The organism is Cloacibacterium caeni (genome assembly GCF_907163125.1).
In the GTDB taxonomy this organism is placed as follows: Bacteria; Bacteroidota; Bacteroidia; order Flavobacteriales; family Weeksellaceae; genus Cloacibacterium; species Cloacibacterium caeni_B.
On record NZ_OU015319.1, the window covers coordinates 1,140,322 to 1,159,870 of the forward strand.

Below are 19,549 nucleotides of genomic sequence, written 5' to 3' on the forward strand. Positions count from 1 at the left end.
ACTTTAATGGGTGATAATACAATAATTTTGTCATCAGAAGAACAACCAAACAATTTTAATCACTAAATACAAAAATTATGAAAAACAGTTCTAAATTATTAGCACTTTTAGGTCTTGGAGCGCTTGCTTTTTGGAGATATAAAAAAGCAACTCCTGAAGAAAAACAAAAAGTTAACGACCTATTGAATAACGCAAAAGACAACCTTACCAAATACGGTAATGATTTAAAATCTAAAGCCGAAGAATTAAAAGGAAAAGCGGAAGAAAAATTCAATGATTTAAAATCTCAAGCGGAAACCAAAATGGAAGAAGCAAAAGAGACAGTAGAAGAAAAAGTAGAAAACGCTCCACAAGCATAAACAAAAAAGCCATCTTTACGATGGCTTTTTTTATGATAAGAACTCTTCAATTTTCATTGTTTTCTGTTCACCTGAAGTTAGATTTTTGATGGTGATATTTCCTTCTGCAATTTCTTGTTCACCAAGGAAAATAAGGTTTTCTATGCCTTTCTTTTCGGCGTAGGCAAATTGTTTTTTCAATTTAGCACTTTCAGGATAAATTTCTGCAGCGATTCCCTTCTCACGAAGTTTGGCTAAAACCTTCATGGCTTCTGCTGCTTCTTTTTCACCATAATTGGCAAAAAGATATTCTATTTTCCTTTCAGAATTTTGTGGGAAAAGATTCAGTTCTTCTATAACGAGATAAATTCTATCCAAGCCGAAAGAAATTCCAATTCCTGGAATATTTTTCACCCCGAAAACTTCGGTAAGATTGTTATATCTTCCACCACCACCAATGGAACCCATTTCTACACCTTGCGCTTTTACCTCGAAAATAGCACCAGTATAATAGTCTAAACCACGCGCTAAAGTGATGTTGAAAACCAACTCATCTTCTATGCCTAGATTCTTACAATTATCTAAAACAAATTCTAGTTCTTCTACTCCATTTTTCCCGATTTCTACATTGGCAAAATTGGTTTTAAGGATTTCTAAAACTTCGGTTTGAGGTTTATTATCAAAAAGGAAAGATAATTTTTCTATCGCTTCATCTGAAATATTTTTTTCTTGAAGTTCTTTTACCACGCCTTCTTTCCCGATTTTGTCTAATTTATCAAGCGCCACGGTAAAATCAATCAACTGCTCAGAAATGTTGGCAAATTCTGCTAATCCAGAAAGGATTTTACGATTATTGATATGGATTTTTACAGGAATTTGTAATTCTTTGAAAGACTTCAAATATAACTGAACCAATTCTACTTCTTGCCAAAGACTTTCTGAACCAACTACATCTGCATCGCACTGATAAAACTCTCTGAAACGCCCTTTTTGCGGACGATCTGCTCTCCAAACTGGTTGGATTTGATAACGTTTAAAAGGAAAAGTAAGCGTTCCTTGATTCATGGCAACAAAACGTGCAAAAGGAACGGTTAAATCATATCTTAAAGCTTTTTCTGAAATCTGAGCGATGAGCTTTTGAGAATTTTTAGCATTCCAATCTTCCTCTTTTGTTTTCGCAGCGTAATCTCCGGAATTAAGGATTTTAAAAATCAATCGGTCTCCTTCTTCTCCGTATTTCCCCGTCAAAGTAGATAAATTTTCAAAACTTGGTGTTTCCAAAGGTTGGAATCCAAATAATTCAAAATTATTCTGTAAAGTATTGATAATGTATTTTCTACGGTAAACTTCCTGCGCTGTAAAATCTCTGGTTCCTTTCGCTAAACTTGGCTTCATTTTTTATGAGTAATTGGTAATGAGTAATAAGTAATTTAAAAATTTATGCAAAAATAACGATTTTAAAACAATTACTCATTGCTTATTGTTCATTGCTCATTTCTTTCAGCATCCAAAGATTACAACCATCATGACCTGTATTTCCGAGTGGTTGATTCAGGTATTGGAAACCTTGTTTTTCGTAAATGGAAACAGCGGTAGAAAATTCCGGAATGCTTTCTAAATATATCTGAGAATACCCCAATTCCTGAGCGGTTTCTATGGTTTTTTCTAACAATAATCTGCCAATTCCTTTTCCTCTTCCATCATTAGAAATATAGAATTTTACGAGTTCTGTACAACCTTCTGGTAGATTTTCGGTGGGGAAAATTCCGCAACAGCCTACGATTTTATCATCAGCTTCTGCTACCCAAAGTTGAGATTTTGGCGTTTGAAAAAGCGAATACAAATCATCTGTTGTAGGATCTGTATAAACGGTTCCTGCGGTACATTTTACTTCGAAATCATGGAAGCAACTTCTGATGATTTTGGCTAAAATAGCGTTGTCTGATGGTTGAATTGTTCTGATATTGATTTTCATATTTCAAAAATAGTGAAAATTATTTCTAAACATTCTGATTTCAAAAAAAACGCAAAGATTTTATAATTTTATGACTATTGAAAGTAAGCAAAGATTTATTTGCTTTGACAAATTTATCAAGCTGGTATTTACAATTTTTCTAATTTTTTTGTCATTCTGAATGAAATTTTGCGAAGCATTATGTAATGAAGAATCTAATTAAAATCAATTAAGATTTTTCGACTCCACTTCGTTGCGCTCAAAATGACAAAAATTTTACAAATAAAAAAAACCTTGCCAAAAATGACAAGGCTGTAATTCCATTTGTGTTTTTCTTTATTTAGTTCCTAGAAGCAAGAGTTCTTCTACTCTAATTTCGGTGATGTAGCGTTTTTGTCCGTCTTTATCATCATAAGTTCTATAAGTAAGTTTTCCTTCGATGGCAATTTCTTTTCCTTTTTGCACGTATTTTTGAAAAATCTCTGCAGTTTTACCAAAAGCAACCAAATTGTGCCATTGAGTTTCTTCTACTTTTTCGCCAAGAGAATTGGTGTAATAATCGTTGGTTGCTAATGAAACTGTAGCTTTCATTCCTTTTTCGAAATTTACGATTTCTACTTCTTTTCCGGTGTGACCGATAAGCGTCACTTTGTTTCTTAAAGACATAATAATAAATTTTAAATTAAACGTTAGAAACGAGTCGTTCTGTGTTTCCCTCGAATCTCTGTGGCAAAGTTGTGACAGAAAAGAAACTTTATTCGGTTTTTATACATTTAGATACGTTTGTAGTCGTTTGTATGAATTTTTATAACTGAAAATCAATTATTTATATTTATTTTTAAAATTTTTGTGATTATTGTGTATATTTGATTTTTTTCTGTAGCTTATCAAAAAAAAATACAAATGAATCAAAATCTCGAAAATATATTTAAACTTGAATCCGAAGAAAAATATAATGAAGCATATTTTCAATACAAATCTTTATTAAATTCAAATCCAATAAATTTTGAAATATGGAAATATTATTACTTTTTTCTTTGGTCAATGATTGAAGATGTTAATGGTTTTTTCACGATATACAATAATGAAGATTTAAGTAAAGAATTGAATAAGGAACTCAAATTTGGTTTGAAAAACTTTGAAAATATTCCAGAATTTAATTTTATAGCTGGATATACAATTACAATTTTCCCTTATGAATTCGGCGACTATATTGAACTGGAAAAATATGGAAAACAATTATTATTTAAAGCTTCTAAATTAGAACCTAATAATGTCCTATTTAAAATGGTATTTTTTGGAAGCTTAGAAAATACTAACGATGAACAAAAAAAAGAATATAATAACTTGAAGTCAAAAGTTAGTAAAGAAATACTTGAAAATTATTTTGGAAATGGACTTTTAAACAAATATTATAATCAAGTATTTATAAGAAAATAAAACCAGTAGATTAAATAGGTTCGGCAAAATGTAATACCCAAAGTATTTAACAACTTAACTTTCAAAAAAATTAACCAAAACATTATCCGTTTACAAACGGATTTTTTATCTTTACATAAAACTAACACCATGCAAAACTGTCAAGAATGTGGCGAAAAAATCATGGGCAGAATTGATAAGAAATTCTGCAGTGATGCTTGTAGAAACGCCTATAACAATAAACAGAACAAAGACCAAACCAACCTTATGCGCAATATTAATAATAAACTGCGCAAGAATTTCAAGATTCTCTCTGAACAAAATTTTGTAGAAAACAAAGCCAAAACCACTAGAAATAAACTTTCGGTTGCTGGTTTTGATTTCGAATATTTTACCAATATTAAAACCTATAAAAACGGAGCTCAATATTATTTTGTGTATGATTTTGGGTATAAATTTTTAGAAGATGATTTTATTCTGATTGTAAGAAAAGAAGCTTAAAAGTCTCCTTTTTCTTGATAAAGAACCAGATTTTCGCTATATTTGGAAAACTATTTTATTCAACTATGACCGATTTCTTTACTGGGATGAGCGTGCTTCAGCAAGCATTTTGGTATTCTGCTCTCCTATCCAGCATTATTTTTTTATTGCAAACCATTCTCACTTTAGTAGGAGTAGAGTCTTCTGATTTAGATACAGATTTTGATGGAGACTTTCATCATGTAGATGCACCTTTTGAATGGTTTACCTTCCGAAATCTCATTAATTTTCTTCTTGGTTTTGGGTGGACTGGTGTGGCTTTTTTTGGCGAAATGAATGATTATCTTCTGGTAGCTTTAGCAACTTTAGTAGGATTAATTTTCGTGGCGATATTCTTTATCATCATCAAGCAATTTCTAAAATTACAAGAAGACAACACCTTTAAAATGGAAAAAACCATCGGAAAAACCGCTGAAGTTTATCTTAAAATTCCCGCTCATAAATCGGGAACTGGAAAAATTCAGGTAAGCATTAATGGTAGTTTTCATGAACTCAATGCAGTAACAGAAGGAGAAGAAATTCTTTCTGGCGAAAGCGTGAAAATCATCAATACAGAAAACAAAATTTTAATTGTAGAAAAAATTTAAATTAATATAAACTGATTAAAATCAATGGAACCTTTTATTATTATCGTTATTGTTGCAATTGTAATATTTGTAACTATTCTAGCCCTTATTTCTAGGTACAAAAGATGTCCTTCTGACAAAATCTTAGTCATCTACGGAAGAACTGGCGGTCAATCTGCTAAATGTATTCACGGAGGTGGTGCTTTTATTTGGCCTGTTATTCAAGATTTTGCTTACCTAGACCTTAAGCCAATTTCTATTGAAGCCAATCTTACCAATGCGCTTTCTAGACAAAACATCAGAGTAGACGTGCCTTGTAGGTTTACCATCGCTATTTCTACCGAGCCAGATTCTATGGGAAATGCTGCAGAAAGATTATTAGGACTTGCTCCAGAACAAATTCAAGAACTTTCTAAAGATATTCTTTTTGGTCAATTGCGTTTGGTGATTGCTACCATGACTATTGAAGAAATTAACTCAGATAGAGATAAATTCCTTGATAATATTTCTAAAAACGTAGATACAGAACTTAAAAAAATTGGTTTAAAACTTATTAACGTAAACGTAACCGATATTAAAGATGAATCTGGCTACATAGAAGCTCTTGGTAAAGAAGCTGCTGCAAAAGCGATTAACGAAGCTAAAATTTCTGTAGCGGAGCAAGAAAAAATCGGGGAAACAGGTAAGGCAAGTGCAGACCGAGAAAAAGATGTAGTCATTGCGGAAACACAAAGAGATAGAGATGTAAAAATTGCTGTTACTCAAAAAGATAGAGAAGTAAGCATTGCCTCAGCAAAAAAAGATGAAAGCATCGGTAAAGCTGAAGCTGAAAAAGAAGCGAGAATCGCAACTTCACTAGCCAACTCTATCGCTGTAAAAGGAGAAAACGAAGCGAAAATTACCATTGCCAATTCTGATGCTCAAAGACGTGAAAAAGAAGCAGAAGCGCTTAAAATAGCAATGGCTGCTGAAAAAGTACAATCCGCAAAAGCTTTAGAAGAATCTTACTTAGCTGAACAAAAAGCTGAAACCGCTAGAGCTGAAAGAGAACGCTCTACTCAAAATGCCAATATTGTAGTTCCAGCTGAAATTGCAAGACAAAAAGCCATCATTGATGCAGAAGCAGAAGCAGAAAAAATAAGACTTCAGGCAAAAGGTGAAGCAGACGCGATTTTTGCCAAAATGGAAGCAGAAGCAAAAGGTCTTTATGAAATCTTAACCAAACAAGCAGAAGGTTATGACCAAATTGTAAAAGCTGCAGGTGGTGATACCAATAGTGCTTTCCAATTATTATTGATTGAGAAATTACCAGAATTGGTAAAAACTCAAGTGGAAGCAGTTAAAAATATTAAAATTGATAAAATTACCGTTTGGGATGGCGGAAACAATCCTGAAGGAAGTACTTCTACCGCAAATTTTGTTTCAGGAATGATGAAAACCGTTCCTCCATTGAATGATTTATTCAATATGGCAGGACTTAATCTTCCGTCTTACTTAAAAGGCGAAAATCCTAAAGAAGAGGATGCTAAAATAATAGAAGAAAAACCTACAAAACCAGAAGGTGAATCTCCAAAAGCATAACCAAAAAAAGAGCAGAAATTTCTGCTCTTTTTGTTTTATTCTTCGTTGATGAGTCTGATTTTGTCTTCCAGAATTTCTATGACTTGGTCTTTATATAAACCGCCAATTGCCTTTTTGAAATTCTTTTTACTCATTTGCAGTTCTTGCTTTATTTCTTCGGGTTCTGATTTGTCTGAGAGATAAAGAATTCCGTAATTTTCTTCTAATTTCTGAAGAATTTTTTGTTGAAATTCATCATGATTGTTTTCATAACCTTGTTTCTGAAGCGTAACATCTATTTTACCGTCTTCTCTGATGGTTTTGATGTAGCCTGTTTCTTCAGACAGTGGATATAATTTTTTAAATACATCCGAAGTATAAATTAAGCCTAAATATTTTTTATTCACCACTACATTGAACCCAATTTCTGATTCTCCTGCAATGATAAGGTTTACTTCTTCTCCTTTTTTGAAAGGAACATTATCGTAAGATTGATTTCTTTTAAACTTAGTGGTTCCTGTAATTCTGTCTGAAACATCATCTACATAAACGTACACCAAATAACGTTTTCCTTCGAGGATTTTACCTTTTTGTTGTTTGTACGGAATAAATAAATCTTTGATAATTCCCCAATCCATAAAAGCGCCACTTGGCAAAGATTGCACGCAAGTCATCACTGCAAACTCTCCTACTTCGCAAAGCGGAATTTCTGAAGTAGCTTTCAAAGCAGAATCATCTTGATACACGAAAACTGATATTTCATCGCCTATTTCTGCATTTTCGTCTGCAAAAATTTTAGGCAAAAAAGCTCTTTCACCGGTTTGAGATTCTAAGAAAAGTCCAGAGGTATTTTTTTCTGCGATTTTTAAAGTTTGAGTTTTTCCTAACTGCATTTTTATAATTGATAATTGGTAAGTTTTGCAAAGGTAAGGTTTTATTTCACAGCATCAAGTAAAGCTTGTATATCAAATTTTACCATTTTCTGAAATGCTTCTACAGCTTTTGGTGCTTTTTCGGCGTCATTCATCATATCAACTAAAATCTTTGGATAGACTTGCCAACACATTCCGAACTGGTCTGTAAGCCAACCGCAAACTTTTTCCTGTCCTCCATTTTTCAGTAAATTTTCCCAGTAGTAATCTATTTCTTCTTGTGTTTCGCATTCTATACAAAAAGAAACGGCTTCATCAAATTTGAAATTCGGACCGCCATTTAATCCCATGAATTCTCTTCCGTTCAGTTCAAATTTTACGACCATTCCATTATCTGAAAGGATTTTAGAATTAGGGAAAATTTGGCAATAAAAATCTGCAGCTTCTCTGGCTTTTCCATCGTACCAAAGACATGGAAATATAGGTTTTGTAATCATATTTTTAATTTTTTTGAAATAGTGATATTTTAGAATTTTTCAATTTCTCTCGCTGATTTGGCTGATTAAACAGATTTTTTATTTTCAATTATCTGCAATATCTGCGTAATCTGCAAGAAACATATAAAATCAAATGTACAAAAAAAAGTTGCAGAAATTTTCTAAATGATAACCGAATTGCAGCCCGAGTTGAGCGGAGCTCTTTTTGTGTAGCGAAGCGAAACAAAAAAGCGGGAGCGGAACGAGGAAATTGCTGCCCAAATAAAAAAGAGAAGCCGAAACTTCTCTTTTATTTTTAAATATTTAATTTTTAAATTTTTCAATCAAAAATTACATGTGAAGCGCACGTTTTCCTGTAGCGTCTAATGCAGCTTCTTTAATCGCTTCTGCATAAGTAGGATGCGCATGAGACATTCTAGAAATATCTTCTGCACTTGCACGGAATTCCATAGCAGTTACAGCTTCTGCAATTAAATCTGCAGCTCTTGCACCAATCATGTGAACGCCTAAAACTTCGTCTGTTTTTTCATCAGCCAAAATTTTAATTAATCCGTCAATATCTCCAGAAGCACGGCTTCTTCCAAGTGCTCTCATTGGGAAAGAACCTACTTTATAAGCTGCTCCTTCTTCTTTTAATTGCTCTTCGGTTTTACCCACTCCTGCAACTTCTGGCCAAGTGTAAACAACTCCTGGAATTAAGTTATAATTGATGTGTGGTTTTTGACCTGCCAAAGTTTCAGCTACGAAAACGCCTTCTTCTTCCGCTTTGTGAGCCAACATAGCTCCTTTTACTACGTCACCAATTGCATAAATATTGGCAACATTGGTTTGTAAATGGTCGTTTACTTTTACTCTTCCTCTTTCGTCTAATTCTACTCCAGCTTTTTCTAATCCAAGACCTTCTGTGAATGGTTTTCTACCTACAGAAACTAAAACATAATCTCCTTCTACACTTACTTCTTCTCCTTTTTTGTCTTTCGCTGTAATTTTTACAGAATCTCCATTTCTTTCTACCGATTGAACTCCTGTTGAAAGCATGAATTTCATACCTTGTTTTTTAAGAACTTTAGTCAATTCTTTAGACAAAGCACCATCCATTGTAGGAATAATTTTGTCCATATATTCTACAACGGTTACCTGAGAACCTAATCTCAAATAAACAGAACCTAATTCTAGACCAATTACACCACCGCCAATTACTACTAAATGTTTTGGAATTTCTTTTAAATTCAACGCTTCCGTAGAAGTGATAATTCTTTCTTTATCTATAGTGATGAAAGGCAAAGTAGATGGTTTAGAACCTGTAGCAACAATTGCATATTTGGTTTCTAAAATTTCAGAAGAACCATCATTTTTCGTTACTTTTACTTGAGTAGCAGATTCGAAGCTTCCTAAACCTTCAAAAACAGTTACTTTATTCTTGTCCATCAAGAAATTAATTCCTTTGGTAGTTTGGTCTACTACTTCGTTTTTACGAGCCACCATTCTTGCCAAATCAGCTTGAGGTTCGTTGATAATAATTCCATGATTTGCAAAATTATGCTTTGCATTTTCGAAATGTTCTGAGCTGTCTAAAAGCGCTTTTGACGGAATACAACCTACATTTAAGCAAGTTCCTCCCAAAGTAGAATATTTCTCGATAAGAGCAGTTTTGAAGCCTAATTGTGCGCATCTTAATGCAGCTACGTAACCACCAGGTCCTGAACCAATTACAGTAACATCAAATTGTGACATTTTATATTATTTTTTATTAAAACTTAATTTTTGCTAAAATACGGAATTTTTCTCTCACAGATTGCACAGATTTTACAAATTTGAATTGATAAAAAAAAATTGATATGATTTTTAAATTAATACTTAATTTTTTTTTCAAATTGATTTTATTTCTATTAGATGCACAGATTTATAAGATTTTAAACATTCGTTAAATTTTTCTGTGAAAATCTGTGTTATCTGTGAGAAACAATACTTTCAAAAACCTCAAAATATTTCTCTAAAATCATTTCTTTAGAAAATCTAGATTGTATTGAATTTTTAATCGCTTCCGAATCGTGATTTTGTTCTAAGATTTCTACTCCGGGCAAATGATTGTCAATGGTAGTCACAATGCGTTCTGCACCACCTGCATTAAGATCTGGAAGGATTTTTTTCATATATTATTTTCCCACAGATTTCACAAATTTTCACAGAAATTAATCTGTGTTTTCTGTGTAATCTGTGGGAATTAGATATTTTCAATTACTTAATTCGCAACATCAGAAATAAACTTAATTCTGAGCATCCTTACTTCTTCATCCGTTAAATCATCACCAAATTCTGCTAAAAGAACTTTCATAGAATCACTTTCGGATTCTTTCATAAAATCCATAAAATCATCTACAATATCTTCGTCAAAATTTTCTTCTATGTAATAATCTATATTGAGTTTAGTTCCTTGATAAACAATAGATTCCATTTCAGAAAGCAAATCGTCCATGCTCAGATGTTTCGCTTTGGCAATGTCTTCTAAATCTATTTTTTTGTCGGTATTTTGAATGATAAAAACTTTGTGCGAAGACTTATTGGCAACTGTTTTCAGCACCATGTCTTGAGTTCTCTCAATATTGTTATCTTCTACATATTTCGCGATGAATTCTGCAAATTCTTTTCCGTATTTTTTAGCTTTTCCTTCACCAACTCCGTAAACTTTTGCAATTTCGTCTACCGAAATTGGATATTGTACAGTCATATCTTCCAAACTTGGATCCATGAAAACCGTGTAAGGTGGAATGCCATGTTTTTTGGCTACTTTTTTTCTCAACTCTTTTAACTGAGCGAAAAGATTTTGGTCAAGACCACCTCCAGCTTGTACCTGAACTTGTTCTGCGTCTGCAATCGCTGCCAAATCATATTCTCTATCTTCGGCAATCATAAATTCTGGTGTTTCTTTTCCTGAAAGGAAATTTTTAGCTTTGTCTGAAAGTTTCAGAACGCCGTAAGTTTCTATATCTTTAGTCAAATAACCTTGTACAGTAGCTTGTCTGATAATAGATTTCCAATAATTGTCATTTTCAGATTTCCCAATTCCGAAATGTTTAGAATTCTCTAATTTGTAAGCTTTGGTAGTTGCAGATTCTTTACCCGAAATAATCGAAATTAAATCTTTAGTTCTGAATTTTTCTTCCAAATCTTTTACGATTTCTAAGACTTTTTTCAAATCTTTAGAAGCGTCTTTCAGTTTTGGCGGGTTTACAGAATTATCATCCATTTTAGCACCATCACCATTGATTGGGTCAAATTCTTCTCCGAAATAATACAATAAATATTGTCTTCTGCTCATAGAAGTTTCGGCGTAACCTACTACTTCATTCAAAAGTTGAAGTCCGATTTCACGTTCAGAAACTGGTTTTTGAGCTAAGAATTTTTCTAATTTTTCAATGTCTTTTGGGTCATAAAAAGCAAGGCAATGACCTTCTCCTCCATCTCTACCAGCTCTACCTGTTTCTTGATAATAACTTTCTAGCGATTTTGGAATATCATAATGAATGACAAATCTTACATCTGGCTTGTCAATTCCCATTCCGAAAGCAATGGTAGCTACAATTACATCTGCTTCTTCCATCAAGAATTTATCTTGATTCGCCACTCTGGTTTTTTGGTCAAGACCAGCGTGATATGGTAATGCATTGATTCCATTTACCTGCAATAACTGAGAAAATTCCTCTACTTTTCTTCGGCTGAGACAATAAACAATTCCTGATTTGCCTTTGTGTTGATTGATAAATTTTACAATTTCTCTGTCTACATTTACTTTAGGACGAATTTCGTAATAAAGATTAGGTCTATTAAAACTATCTTTAAAGACCAATGCATTGTTCATTCCTAGAGTTTTCTGAATATCATCCTGAACTTTAGGTGTAGCAGTTGCAGTTAATGCAATTACAGGAACTTTTGCAATTTTATCAATAATTAATTTGAGATTTCTGTATTCTGGACGGAAATCATGTCCCCATTCCGAAATACAGTGCGCTTCGTCTATCGCTACGAAAGAAATTTTTATTTCTTTTAAAAAATTAAGGTATTCTTCTTTTACTAAACTTTCTGGAGCTACGTAGAGCAACTTGGTTTTGCCGCTTTTGATGTCATCAAAAACTTGTTTTGTTTGGGTTTTATTGAGAGAAGAATTCAGGACATGACCTACTCCTTCCTCGGCAGAAATACCATTAATGGCATCTACTTGGTTTTTCATTAAAGCAATCAGCGGAGAAACTACAATAGCAGTTCCTTCTGAAAGAAGTGCAGGAAGTTGATAACACAACGATTTACCACCGCCAGTTGGCATTAATACGAAAACATCATTACCACTTAATAAAGTGGAAATAATTTCTTCTTGTCTTCCTTTAAAAGTAGAAAATCCGAAATATTTTTTTAGTGCACTTGTTAAATCTTCATGTTTAGTCTTCATCTGTTCAAGTAAGTTTTACTAAATTTGCATCTTACCAAAGATAAAACTTTTTAATGAGATTTGAAAATTTTTAAAAATTTTAAAAATCTTAATTTTTGTCTTCTGAAAAATAAATAAATCTAAGAAATTGTATTTTGGAAAAAATAGACATTATTAGCCTTGCCAAAAACGCTATTGCAGTAGAAGTTACTGAGCTAGAATCGCTTAAAAATAGAATTAATGAACAATTCGAAAAAGCCGTAAACATCATCAATAATTCTACAGGAAAACTGATTGTAGTAGGCATCGGTAAATCTGCACACGTAGGAAACAAAATTGTAGCAACTTTAAATTCTACAGGTACTCCTTCTCAGTTTTTACACGCTGCGGAAGCAATTCACGGAGATTTAGGCGTGATACAAAAAAATGACGTGGTGCTTTGCATCTCTAACTCTGGAAATTCGCCAGAAGTAGTGTATTTATTGCCATTTTTGAAAGATTATTCTTCGGCATTCATCGGGATGACAGGAAATGTAAAATCTAAATTGGCAGAAGCTTCTGATGTGGTTTTAGATTCTTCGGTAAAAGTGGAAGCTTGTCCTAATAAATTGGCGCCAACAAGTTCTACTACGGTTCAAATGGCCATTGGTGATGCTTTAGCGGTTTGTTTAATGGAACTGAATAATTTCAAAGACCAAGATTTTGCCAAGTTTCACCCTGGTGGAAGTTTAGGAAAAAACTTAACAGCAAGAGTAGAACAATTCGTTTCTGAGCAAAGACCTTTAGTTGAAGTAAATTCTAGCATAAAAGATGTAATTTTTTCTATTTCAAGCTCTAAGCATGGAATAACGGTGGTAACAGACCAAGAAAAAATAGTTGGTGTAATTACCGATGGAGATTTAAGAAGAATGCTTCTAAAAACTGAAAATCTTACCGGAATTTTAGCAAAAGATTTAATGTCTGCAAACCCAAAAACGGTTGACAAAAATGCGCTTGCAAAAGAAGCGATGACTGTTTTAAAGCAAAACAATATCGGTCAATTGATTGTAACTGATAACGGAAATTATTTCGGAATTATCGATTTACATAGATTGTTAGATGAAGGAATTAACTAGAAGAGACAAGAATCTAGAATCTAGAATCAAGAGCCAAGAGTCAAGAACTAAAACATTTTGTACAAGAAAGAATTAAACTGTAAGTTTAAATAATAAAAAATAAAATCCGAAAATTCGGAACTAAAATATATGGCAGAAGAGAAAGAAATGTCCTTTTTAGGACATATAGGTGAACTAAGATCGCATCTTATTCGTTGTATTATCGCAATTATTATTGGAGCTTTAATTGTAGGTTTCAATATTAACTGGATTATGGATAATGTGTTTTTTGCACCTACCAAAAATGATTTTATTACTTTTAGAGTGATCAATCATTATTCTCAGGAATTTTTTGGTCACGAAAGTTTCGTTTTGCCAGATACGTTTCAAGTTCAACAGAAAAAATTATTGCAACAATTTGATGTAATGATGTCTGTTTCTATTTTCGGAGGAATGGTTTTGGCTCTTCCTTATATTATTTGGGAATTGTGGAGATTCATCAGTCCAGCACTTCATCCCAAAGAAAGAAAAAATTCATCTTTTGTGATTAATTTTGTGTGGATTTTATTTCTAATAGGAGCTTTAGTTGGTTATTATCTTATCCTTCCATTAGCAATAAATTTCGGATTATTGTTTACCATTTCAGATTCTATCACGCAATTATTTGATTTATCAGATTACACTACTCTATTTTTGCAAGTGGTTTTAGGAATGGGATTGGTTTTCTTATTTCCAGTAGTCGTTTATTTTTTGACAACGATAGGAATTTTGACGCCTGTATTTTTAAAAACGTACAGAAGACACGCGATTGTAGTCATTATGGTAGTTGCCGCAATTGTTACTCCTGCAGATGTTTTCAGTATGTTGGCTGCAGCATTTCCGCTTTTAGTTTTGTATGAATTCAGTGTTTTGATGAGCATTTATGTTTACAAAAAAATTCAAAAAGCAGAACAAAAAGAATTGGCCAAAAGAAACGCTTAACCTTTAAACTTAAAAAATGAAATTTCTCAATAAACAGTTTACGCAAGAAACCTTAAAACTTGCGCTCCCAGTAATGCTTACACAAGTAGGGCAAGTTTCTGTAAACTTGTTTGATAACATTATTGTGGGGAAACTTCTCGGCGCAAAAGCATTGGCAGCAGTTTCTCTAGGAAACGCTATGTTTTTCTCTATTTTCATCTTTGGACTAGGTTTTTCATTGGCGATTCCGCCATTGGTTTCCGAAGCGCATTCTCAACATGATCACAACAGAATTAACAGCATTTTCCGACACGGATTTGTGGTAAATATCATTTTGGCTTTTGTCTTAATGCTTTTGATTTTTGGAATCATTCCACTTATGCCATATTTGAATCAACCAAAAGAAATTTTACCCGATACTATTACCTTTCTTTCCATCGTCACCTTGAGTATTATTCCATTTATGATTTTTCAAACGATGAGAGAAGTTTCAGAAGGACTTTCTTTTACGATTGGAGTAACCAAAGCGACCATTTTTGCAAATATTATTAACGTAATCCTCAATTATGTGTTTATAGAGCATTTTAAAATGGGAGTTGCTGGTTCAGCTTGGGCTACATTTATTGCAAGAGTTGCCATGATGGTTTTCTTGTATTATGTATTGATTAAAGAAGAAAAAACGAGAAGATACATCAAAGATTTTTCTCTGAAAATAAAGGATTTCACCAAAGAAATGTTCGAAAAACTAATCAGATTGGGCTTTCCTACTGCATTGCAATTATTTTTTGAGGTAACAGCTTTTGCTGGTGCAGCTTTTATCTGTGGATTGATTTCTGCAAAAGACATTGCAGCACATCAAATTGCCCTTTCTATGGCGAGTTTCACGTTTAATCTTTGTGTAGGATTCAGTGTAGCTTCTACGGTAATGATTGGAAGAAAATTAGGCGAAAAAGACTTTGTAAATCTAGAAAAAGTTGGTTTTAACAACTTAAAAATCGCTTTTATCTTTATGTTAATGTGCGGATTGGTTTTTATTCTTGGAAAAGATGTTTTACCAACATTTTTCACCAAAAAAGAAGACATTGCTGTAGTAGAATTGGCGTCTCAATTGATGATTATCGCAGCATTATTTCAATTATCAGATGGAATTCAAGTGACTGCACTTGGTTGTCTCAGAGGAATACAAGATGTGAAAATTCCTTCAATTCTTACGTTTATCGCTTATTGGGTGATTACTATTCCATTAGGTTATTATCTTACGGTTCCTATGAAAATGGGTGCTTTCGGAATGTGGATAGCTCTGGGAATTGGACTTACCATTTCTGCGGTGCTTTTGGTGATAAGATTTAGAAATCTCTCGGAGAAAAGAATTAAAGCTCAGTCCAACTAAAAATAAAAAAGTCTTGAAGAACTAGACTGCACCCAAAAGTTTAGACAAAATTAAACAATATTTTCAAAGGAAAGAGTTCGGTACTGTACCGGACTCTTTCCTTTGAGATTGAGTCTTATTCTATCATTGTTGTAATAGTGAATGTACTTCACTATTTCCATCTTAAGTTCCTGAATGGAACCAAACTTTCTGGCATAAAACATTTCTGATTTTATCGTTCCAAAAAAGTTTTCTATCACCGCATTGTCCAAACAGTTTCCTTTTCGGGACATACTTTGAATAATACCTTTTTCTTTTAACAAGTTTTGGTAATGTTTCATTTGATATTGCCAACCTTGATCAGAATGTAGAATGATGTTTTGTGTAGATTTTACTTTTCTGAATGATTTCTTTAGCATTCTGATGATTTGGCTAAACACAGGTCTTTCAGATAAGTCAAAACTGACAATTTCACCATTAAATAAATCGATGATTGGAGATAGATAAAGTTTATTACCCGATACATTAAACTCTGTAACATCGGTTGCCCATTTCTGATTAGGAGTGTCCGATTTGAAATTCCTCTGTAGAACATTGGGCGCAATTTTCCCTTGCTCTCCCTTGTAAGATTTATATTTCTTCACTCGGATAATACTCTTTAAACCTAATATTTTCATAAGTCGTAAAACAGTTTTGTGATTAATCAAAATTCCTTTTTCTTTCAAAAGCAAAGTAATTCTTCTATAGCCCAACCTTCCTTTGTGACGATGATAAATCTGCTTAATCATTTCTTTTATTTCCGCATATTTATCTTTCATTTGAAAGCGTTTTTGATAGTAATAAAAACTGCTTCTTGCCATCGATGTACAATGCAGTAGTACTGCTAAATCAAAGTCCTGCCTTAACTCTTCGATGGCTTTGGATTTTTCCTTTCCTGAATTAAGGCGTCTAACTTTTTTAAAATGGCGTTCTCGGCTTCTAAATAATAAATCCTCTCCAACAGTTCTTCCTCCCTTGTTAAGGGTTTGCCTGTTTTCTTTTTTTTTCGCGTGTAATTACTCATGGTTTTAGGTCTTCCTCTGGGTATGTTTTCTAAACCTAAAATACCATTTTTTTTGTAATTACGCTGCCAACTAAGAATACTGGACTCCGCAGGAATATTAAACCTTCTCGACGCTTCTTTTAAACTTAAATTCTCTTTCTCAATTACTGATAAAATCTTTAATTTAAAATCTTTTGTGTAATGCGTATTGGAAAGCCGAACAAGTCCTGAAACTCCATAAAGTTCATAAAATTTTATCCATTTACGAACCAAGGAACCACAAACTCCAATGCGTTTTCCTAAATCGTCTGTTCCAATATCCCCTTTGTGATATCTCTTTATAGCTTTTAATTTAAAGTCTAATGAATATTTACTTTTCCCCATAAAAAATGCCCCTAAAAAGTGTCTAACTTTTTGGGGGCAGTCCAAACATTCAAGACTTTCTTTTTATTAAAACTTAAAGTTTAACCTAACATTAAAAAATCTACCCGTTAATCTTACAGGAACTGGATAAATATAACTTGAATTAACATCGGTAATCCATTGATTAGCAATAGTGTTATTAATATTGAAAGCATTGAAAATTTGTACACCTAATGATAACTCTTTACATTTTCTCCAGAAATCACCTGTTGCTTTATTGTCTTTTTGGTCAATGAAAACTTTTTCTAAACCAATATCAACACGTTTGTAAGAAGGTAAAGTTTTAGTGTATTCATAAGGGTCTGCAAATAATGAAGCTCCATTTGGTAAACCACTTGCAAATAATAAGGTAAGATTAACTTTCATGCTTGGGAATTTCGGCATGTAATCTTGGTAAAACATAGAAAATCTAAATCTTTGGTCAGTTGGTCTTGCAATATAGCCTCTTCCATCAATATTTTCTTTTGCTCTGGCATAACTTACAGAAATCCAAGAATCTACACCTGGGACAAATTCACCGAACAGTCTGGTATCAACTCCATAAGCATAACCTTCTGAATTATTTTTTCCTGAATATCTAATTCTAACATTATCAATATAATACGGAATTAAATCATTCATTTTTTTGTAATATAATTCTGTGGTCAATTTAAATGGTCGCTCTACCATTTTGAACTCATAATCATTCGCTAAAATAAGTTGAATGGATTTCTGAGCTTTAATATTTTCATTAAATGTTCCGTCTAAATCTTTGATTTCTTTGTAATATGGCGCTTGATAATAAATTCCTCCAGAAATTCTGAAAAGCATATCTGCATCCCAATCTGGTTTTATCGCGAATTGTGCTCTTGGTGAAATTAAAGTCTCTTTGTTAAAACTCCATTGTTGCGCTCTTACTCCACCGTTGATGAACACTCTGTTTTCTTCCCAATATAATTTTTTAGAAAACTGAGCGTAACCAGAAATTCTCGTAGGATTGATTTCGTTATTTCCAGAAATATTGTATTTCAATTTTAAATCAGACGCGTCTAAAACTCCAGGATTCAAATAAGTTCTCGGTGTACTGTAACCTAAAGAATCTACCAATTGCCATTCATTCGTAAGATCTTTCAGCATTTCTTTCTCGAATTTTGCACCTACTTCTATATCAGTATTGGCATTTGGAGAAAATTTTACTCTCAATTGACTTCCATACGTTCTTGCTAATAAATCATTTCTTGCATGATCTATTTGTCCGCCTGCATCATAACTAGAATTCGGGTCTCCAGTCACAGGATCAAAGGTTTGCAATAAATAACCTGAAGCAATAGTATAATATTCTCTTTCTCTGTTTTGATAGGCAAAATTATCTAGCGTAACACTTAATTTTTTGCTTGGTTTATAAGTGATAGAAGCAGTTCCCATCATGTTTTTATAAGAATCATCTTCTTTTCCTTCATAACCTACCAATAATTTTATCGGCTGTTGTACGGTTCCAAAATCTACTTCTTTGTAGTTTGGAATCATTTCGTAGTCATTTTTCGACCAATATCCTAAAAATGAAACCGACCATTTATCATTGATGTAATAATTGATATACGATTGAAAATCAAAATATTGAGGATTAAAATCTGTATCTTCATTCAACGTATTCAGAACCAAATTGGTGTTTCTGTATCTTCCTGAGAATAAAGCAGATAATTTTTTATTCTTAGAAGCTAAACCTAGAGACAATCTTCCGCCAATAAGACTTGCCTCACCAGAGATTTCGGTTTTTGAAGGTTGCCTGTAATAAATATTCAGCGCAGAACTCATTTTATCACCATATTTCGCTTCGAAACCACCTGCAGAAAAGTTAATCATAGAAACCATATCTGGATTAATGATGCTCATTCCTTCTTGCAAAGAGTTTCTCACAAGAAATGGTCTGTAAATCTCAATATCATTGATGTAAATTAAATTTTCATCATAATTACCACCTCTCACCATGTATTGCGATGACAATTCTGCATTAGAATTTACCGAAGGCAAAGACTTAATCAAACCTTCTACACCACCAGAAAGCGAAGCTACAATCTGAGCTTGTTTTGCAGAAATTTCAAGAGAAGTAAGATCGGTATTCTTTGGTTTTCCTTTTCCACGGAAGGTAATCTCTTTAATTTCTTTGGTTTTAATGGAAAGTACCATCAAAACATTTAAGTTTTGGTATCTTAATTTAGGATTGATTTTCTTGGTAAAAGAAACATAAGATTCCTTTTCTGCCGTCAATACTTGTTCTGTTTCAGCTACGGGAATTTTAACAAAACCTTGCACATTTGTGGTAAAGTTTTGATTGTTATAAGTGACTTTTACATCAGAAACTGGACTTCCGTTATCGTCTAAAATTTTCAAATTAATTTGAGAAAAAATGAAGACTGGAAATGTAAGAACTAAGAATAATATGAGCTTTTTCAAAAGGTTATATTTTAAAGGATAAATTTATAAAATTTAATCAAATTGATAAAGAATTATTT

At 32.8% G+C, this 19,549-nt stretch carries 19 protein-coding genes; 8 read left to right on the forward strand and 11 right to left on the reverse strand.

The window, feature by feature from the left end; genetic code table 11:
- The first annotated feature begins 77 nt into the window (after window positions 1-77).
- Window positions 78-359, forward strand: a complete 282-nt coding sequence (locus KKQ79_RS05220; RefSeq protein ID WP_213189229.1) for a YtxH domain-containing protein — start codon at window positions 78-80, stop codon at window positions 357-359.
- Between the two features lie 30 nt (window positions 360-389).
- Here KKQ79_RS05220 and hisS read toward each other — a convergent pair whose 3' ends face one another.
- The 3 genes from hisS to KKQ79_RS05235 form a co-directional block, all read right to left on the reverse strand.
- Window positions 390-1,733, reverse strand: a complete 1,344-nt coding sequence (gene hisS, locus KKQ79_RS05225; protein WP_213189230.1) for a histidine--tRNA ligase — start codon at window positions 1,731-1,733, stop codon at window positions 390-392.
- Window positions 1,734-1,815: 82 nt separating this feature from the next.
- On the reverse strand, window positions 1,816-2,313 hold the full coding sequence (locus KKQ79_RS05230) for a GNAT family N-acetyltransferase (protein ID WP_213189231.1): 498 nt from the start codon (window positions 2,311-2,313) through the stop codon (window positions 1,816-1,818).
- 315 nt (window positions 2,314-2,628) lie between these two features.
- A complete protein-coding gene (locus KKQ79_RS05235) occupies window positions 2,629-2,958 on the reverse strand; it encodes a single-stranded DNA-binding protein (RefSeq protein ID WP_104793665.1) in 330 nt (109 codons plus the stop codon).
- Window positions 2,959-3,195: 237 nt separating this feature from the next.
- On the opposite strand from KKQ79_RS05235, the gene KKQ79_RS05240 reads away from it, so the two are divergent.
- The 4 genes from KKQ79_RS05240 to KKQ79_RS05255 all read left to right on the forward strand — a co-directional run bounded on the left by KKQ79_RS05240 (window position 3,196) and on the right by KKQ79_RS05255 (window position 6,398).
- Complete coding sequence (locus KKQ79_RS05240) at window positions 3,196-3,732, forward strand: hypothetical protein (protein WP_213189232.1); 537 nt, start codon at window positions 3,196-3,198, stop codon at window positions 3,730-3,732.
- 129 nt (window positions 3,733-3,861) lie between these two features.
- The gene (locus tag KKQ79_RS05245) at window positions 3,862-4,212 is read left to right on the forward strand and encodes a hypothetical protein (protein WP_213189233.1); all 351 of its coding nucleotides are present in this window, start codon (window positions 3,862-3,864) and stop codon (window positions 4,210-4,212) included.
- A 65-nt stretch (window positions 4,213-4,277) separates the two neighbouring features.
- Window positions 4,278-4,838 carry an NfeD family protein gene (locus tag KKQ79_RS05250; protein ID WP_213189234.1) on the forward strand — a complete coding sequence of 187 codons (561 nt, stop codon included), beginning with the start codon at window positions 4,278-4,280 and terminating at the stop codon, window positions 4,836-4,838.
- A gap of 24 nt (window positions 4,839-4,862) precedes the next feature.
- Window positions 4,863-6,398: a flotillin family protein gene (locus tag KKQ79_RS05255; protein ID WP_213189235.1), complete on the forward strand. Its 1,536-nt coding sequence runs from the start codon at window positions 4,863-4,865 to the stop codon at window positions 6,396-6,398.
- A gap of 35 nt (window positions 6,399-6,433) precedes the next feature.
- Here KKQ79_RS05255 and KKQ79_RS05260 read toward each other — a convergent pair whose 3' ends face one another.
- From KKQ79_RS05260 to recQ, 5 genes are all read right to left on the reverse strand, one after another.
- On the reverse strand, window positions 6,434-7,270 hold the full coding sequence (locus tag KKQ79_RS05260) for a CvfB family protein (protein ID WP_213189236.1): 837 nt from the start codon (window positions 7,268-7,270) through the stop codon (window positions 6,434-6,436).
- A gap of 41 nt (window positions 7,271-7,311) precedes the next feature.
- Complete coding sequence (locus KKQ79_RS05265; protein WP_213189237.1) at window positions 7,312-7,746, reverse strand: VOC family protein; 435 nt, start codon at window positions 7,744-7,746, stop codon at window positions 7,312-7,314.
- Between the two features lie 330 nt (window positions 7,747-8,076).
- Window positions 8,077-9,480 carry a dihydrolipoyl dehydrogenase gene (gene lpdA, locus KKQ79_RS05270; RefSeq protein ID WP_213189238.1) on the reverse strand — a complete coding sequence of 468 codons (1,404 nt, stop codon included), beginning with the start codon at window positions 9,478-9,480 and terminating at the stop codon, window positions 8,077-8,079.
- A gap of 215 nt (window positions 9,481-9,695) precedes the next feature.
- Window positions 9,696-9,899 carry a hypothetical protein gene (locus KKQ79_RS05275; RefSeq protein ID WP_213189239.1) on the reverse strand — a complete coding sequence of 68 codons (204 nt, stop codon included), beginning with the start codon at window positions 9,897-9,899 and terminating at the stop codon, window positions 9,696-9,698.
- Window positions 9,900-9,988: 89 nt separating this feature from the next.
- Window positions 9,989-12,190, reverse strand: a complete 2,202-nt coding sequence (gene recQ / locus KKQ79_RS05280; protein WP_104793677.1) for a DNA helicase RecQ — start codon at window positions 12,188-12,190, stop codon at window positions 9,989-9,991.
- A 134-nt stretch (window positions 12,191-12,324) separates the two neighbouring features.
- Between recQ and KKQ79_RS05285 the strand changes: the two genes are divergently transcribed.
- From KKQ79_RS05285 to KKQ79_RS05295, 3 genes are all read left to right on the forward strand, one after another.
- Window positions 12,325-13,284 (forward strand): KpsF/GutQ family sugar-phosphate isomerase, encoded by a 960-nt coding sequence (locus tag KKQ79_RS05285; protein ID WP_213189240.1) that lies wholly within the window; start codon window positions 12,325-12,327, stop codon window positions 13,282-13,284.
- 129 nt (window positions 13,285-13,413) lie between these two features.
- Complete coding sequence (tatC, locus tag KKQ79_RS05290; protein ID WP_213189241.1) at window positions 13,414-14,244, forward strand: twin-arginine translocase subunit TatC; 831 nt, start codon at window positions 13,414-13,416, stop codon at window positions 14,242-14,244.
- A gap of 16 nt (window positions 14,245-14,260) precedes the next feature.
- On the forward strand, window positions 14,261-15,613 hold the full coding sequence (locus KKQ79_RS05295; RefSeq protein ID WP_213189242.1) for an MATE family efflux transporter: 1,353 nt from the start codon (window positions 14,261-14,263) through the stop codon (window positions 15,611-15,613).
- A gap of 50 nt (window positions 15,614-15,663) precedes the next feature.
- On the opposite strand, the gene KKQ79_RS13965 is transcribed toward KKQ79_RS05295, so the two are convergent.
- Genes KKQ79_RS13965 through KKQ79_RS05305 form a run of 3 tightly spaced genes read right to left on the reverse strand, consistent with a single transcriptional unit; the run spans window position 15,664 to window position 19,223 of the window.
- Complete coding sequence (locus KKQ79_RS13965; RefSeq protein ID WP_430982099.1) at window positions 15,664-16,506, reverse strand: IS3 family transposase; 843 nt, start codon at window positions 16,504-16,506, stop codon at window positions 15,664-15,666.
- The gene (locus KKQ79_RS13970) at window positions 16,494-17,063 is read right to left on the reverse strand and encodes a helix-turn-helix domain-containing protein (RefSeq protein ID WP_430982093.1); all 570 of its coding nucleotides are present in this window, start codon (window positions 17,061-17,063) and stop codon (window positions 16,494-16,496) included. Before KKQ79_RS13970 ends, KKQ79_RS13965 begins: the two co-directional genes overlap by 13 nt.
- Before the next feature lie 21 nt (window positions 17,064-17,084).
- A complete protein-coding gene (locus KKQ79_RS05305; RefSeq protein ID WP_213190685.1) occupies window positions 17,085-19,223 on the reverse strand; it encodes a TonB-dependent receptor plug domain-containing protein in 2,139 nt (712 codons plus the stop codon).
- Window positions 19,224-19,549 lie beyond the last annotated feature (326 nt).

Coding starts and splice junctions, on each gene's coding strand:
- KKQ79_RS05255 (WP_213189235.1), top strand. CDS start 4,863: ATGGAACCTTTTATTATTATCGTTATTGTTGCAATTGTAATATTTGTA.
- lpdA (WP_213189238.1), bottom strand. CDS start 9,480: ATGTCACAATTTGATGTTACTGTAATTGGTTCAGGACCTGGTGGTTAC.
- KKQ79_RS05235 (WP_104793665.1), bottom strand. CDS start 2,958: ATGTCTTTAAGAAACAAAGTGACGCTTATCGGTCACACCGGAAAAGAA.
- KKQ79_RS05260 (WP_213189236.1), bottom strand. CDS start 7,270: ATGCAGTTAGGAAAAACTCAAACTTTAAAAATCGCAGAAAAAAATACC.
- KKQ79_RS05240 (WP_213189232.1), top strand. CDS start 3,196: ATGAATCAAAATCTCGAAAATATATTTAAACTTGAATCCGAAGAAAAA.
- KKQ79_RS05305 (WP_213190685.1), bottom strand. CDS start 19,223: ATGGTACTTTCCATTAAAACCAAAGAAATTAAAGAGATTACCTTCCGT.
- recQ (WP_104793677.1), bottom strand. CDS start 12,190: ATGAAGACTAAACATGAAGATTTAACAAGTGCACTAAAAAAATATTTC.
- KKQ79_RS05230 (WP_213189231.1), bottom strand. CDS start 2,313: ATGAAAATCAATATCAGAACAATTCAACCATCAGACAACGCTATTTTA.
- KKQ79_RS05295 (WP_213189242.1), top strand. CDS start 14,261: ATGAAATTTCTCAATAAACAGTTTACGCAAGAAACCTTAAAACTTGCG.
- tatC (WP_213189241.1), top strand. CDS start 13,414: ATGGCAGAAGAGAAAGAAATGTCCTTTTTAGGACATATAGGTGAACTA.
- KKQ79_RS05265 (WP_213189237.1), bottom strand. CDS start 7,746: ATGATTACAAAACCTATATTTCCATGTCTTTGGTACGATGGAAAAGCC.
- KKQ79_RS05250 (WP_213189234.1), top strand. CDS start 4,278: ATGACCGATTTCTTTACTGGGATGAGCGTGCTTCAGCAAGCATTTTGG.
- KKQ79_RS05245 (WP_213189233.1), top strand. CDS start 3,862: ATGCAAAACTGTCAAGAATGTGGCGAAAAAATCATGGGCAGAATTGAT.
- KKQ79_RS05220 (WP_213189229.1), top strand. CDS start 78: ATGAAAAACAGTTCTAAATTATTAGCACTTTTAGGTCTTGGAGCGCTT.
- hisS (WP_213189230.1), bottom strand. CDS start 1,733: ATGAAGCCAAGTTTAGCGAAAGGAACCAGAGATTTTACAGCGCAGGAA.
- KKQ79_RS05275 (WP_213189239.1), bottom strand. CDS start 9,899: ATGAAAAAAATCCTTCCAGATCTTAATGCAGGTGGTGCAGAACGCATT.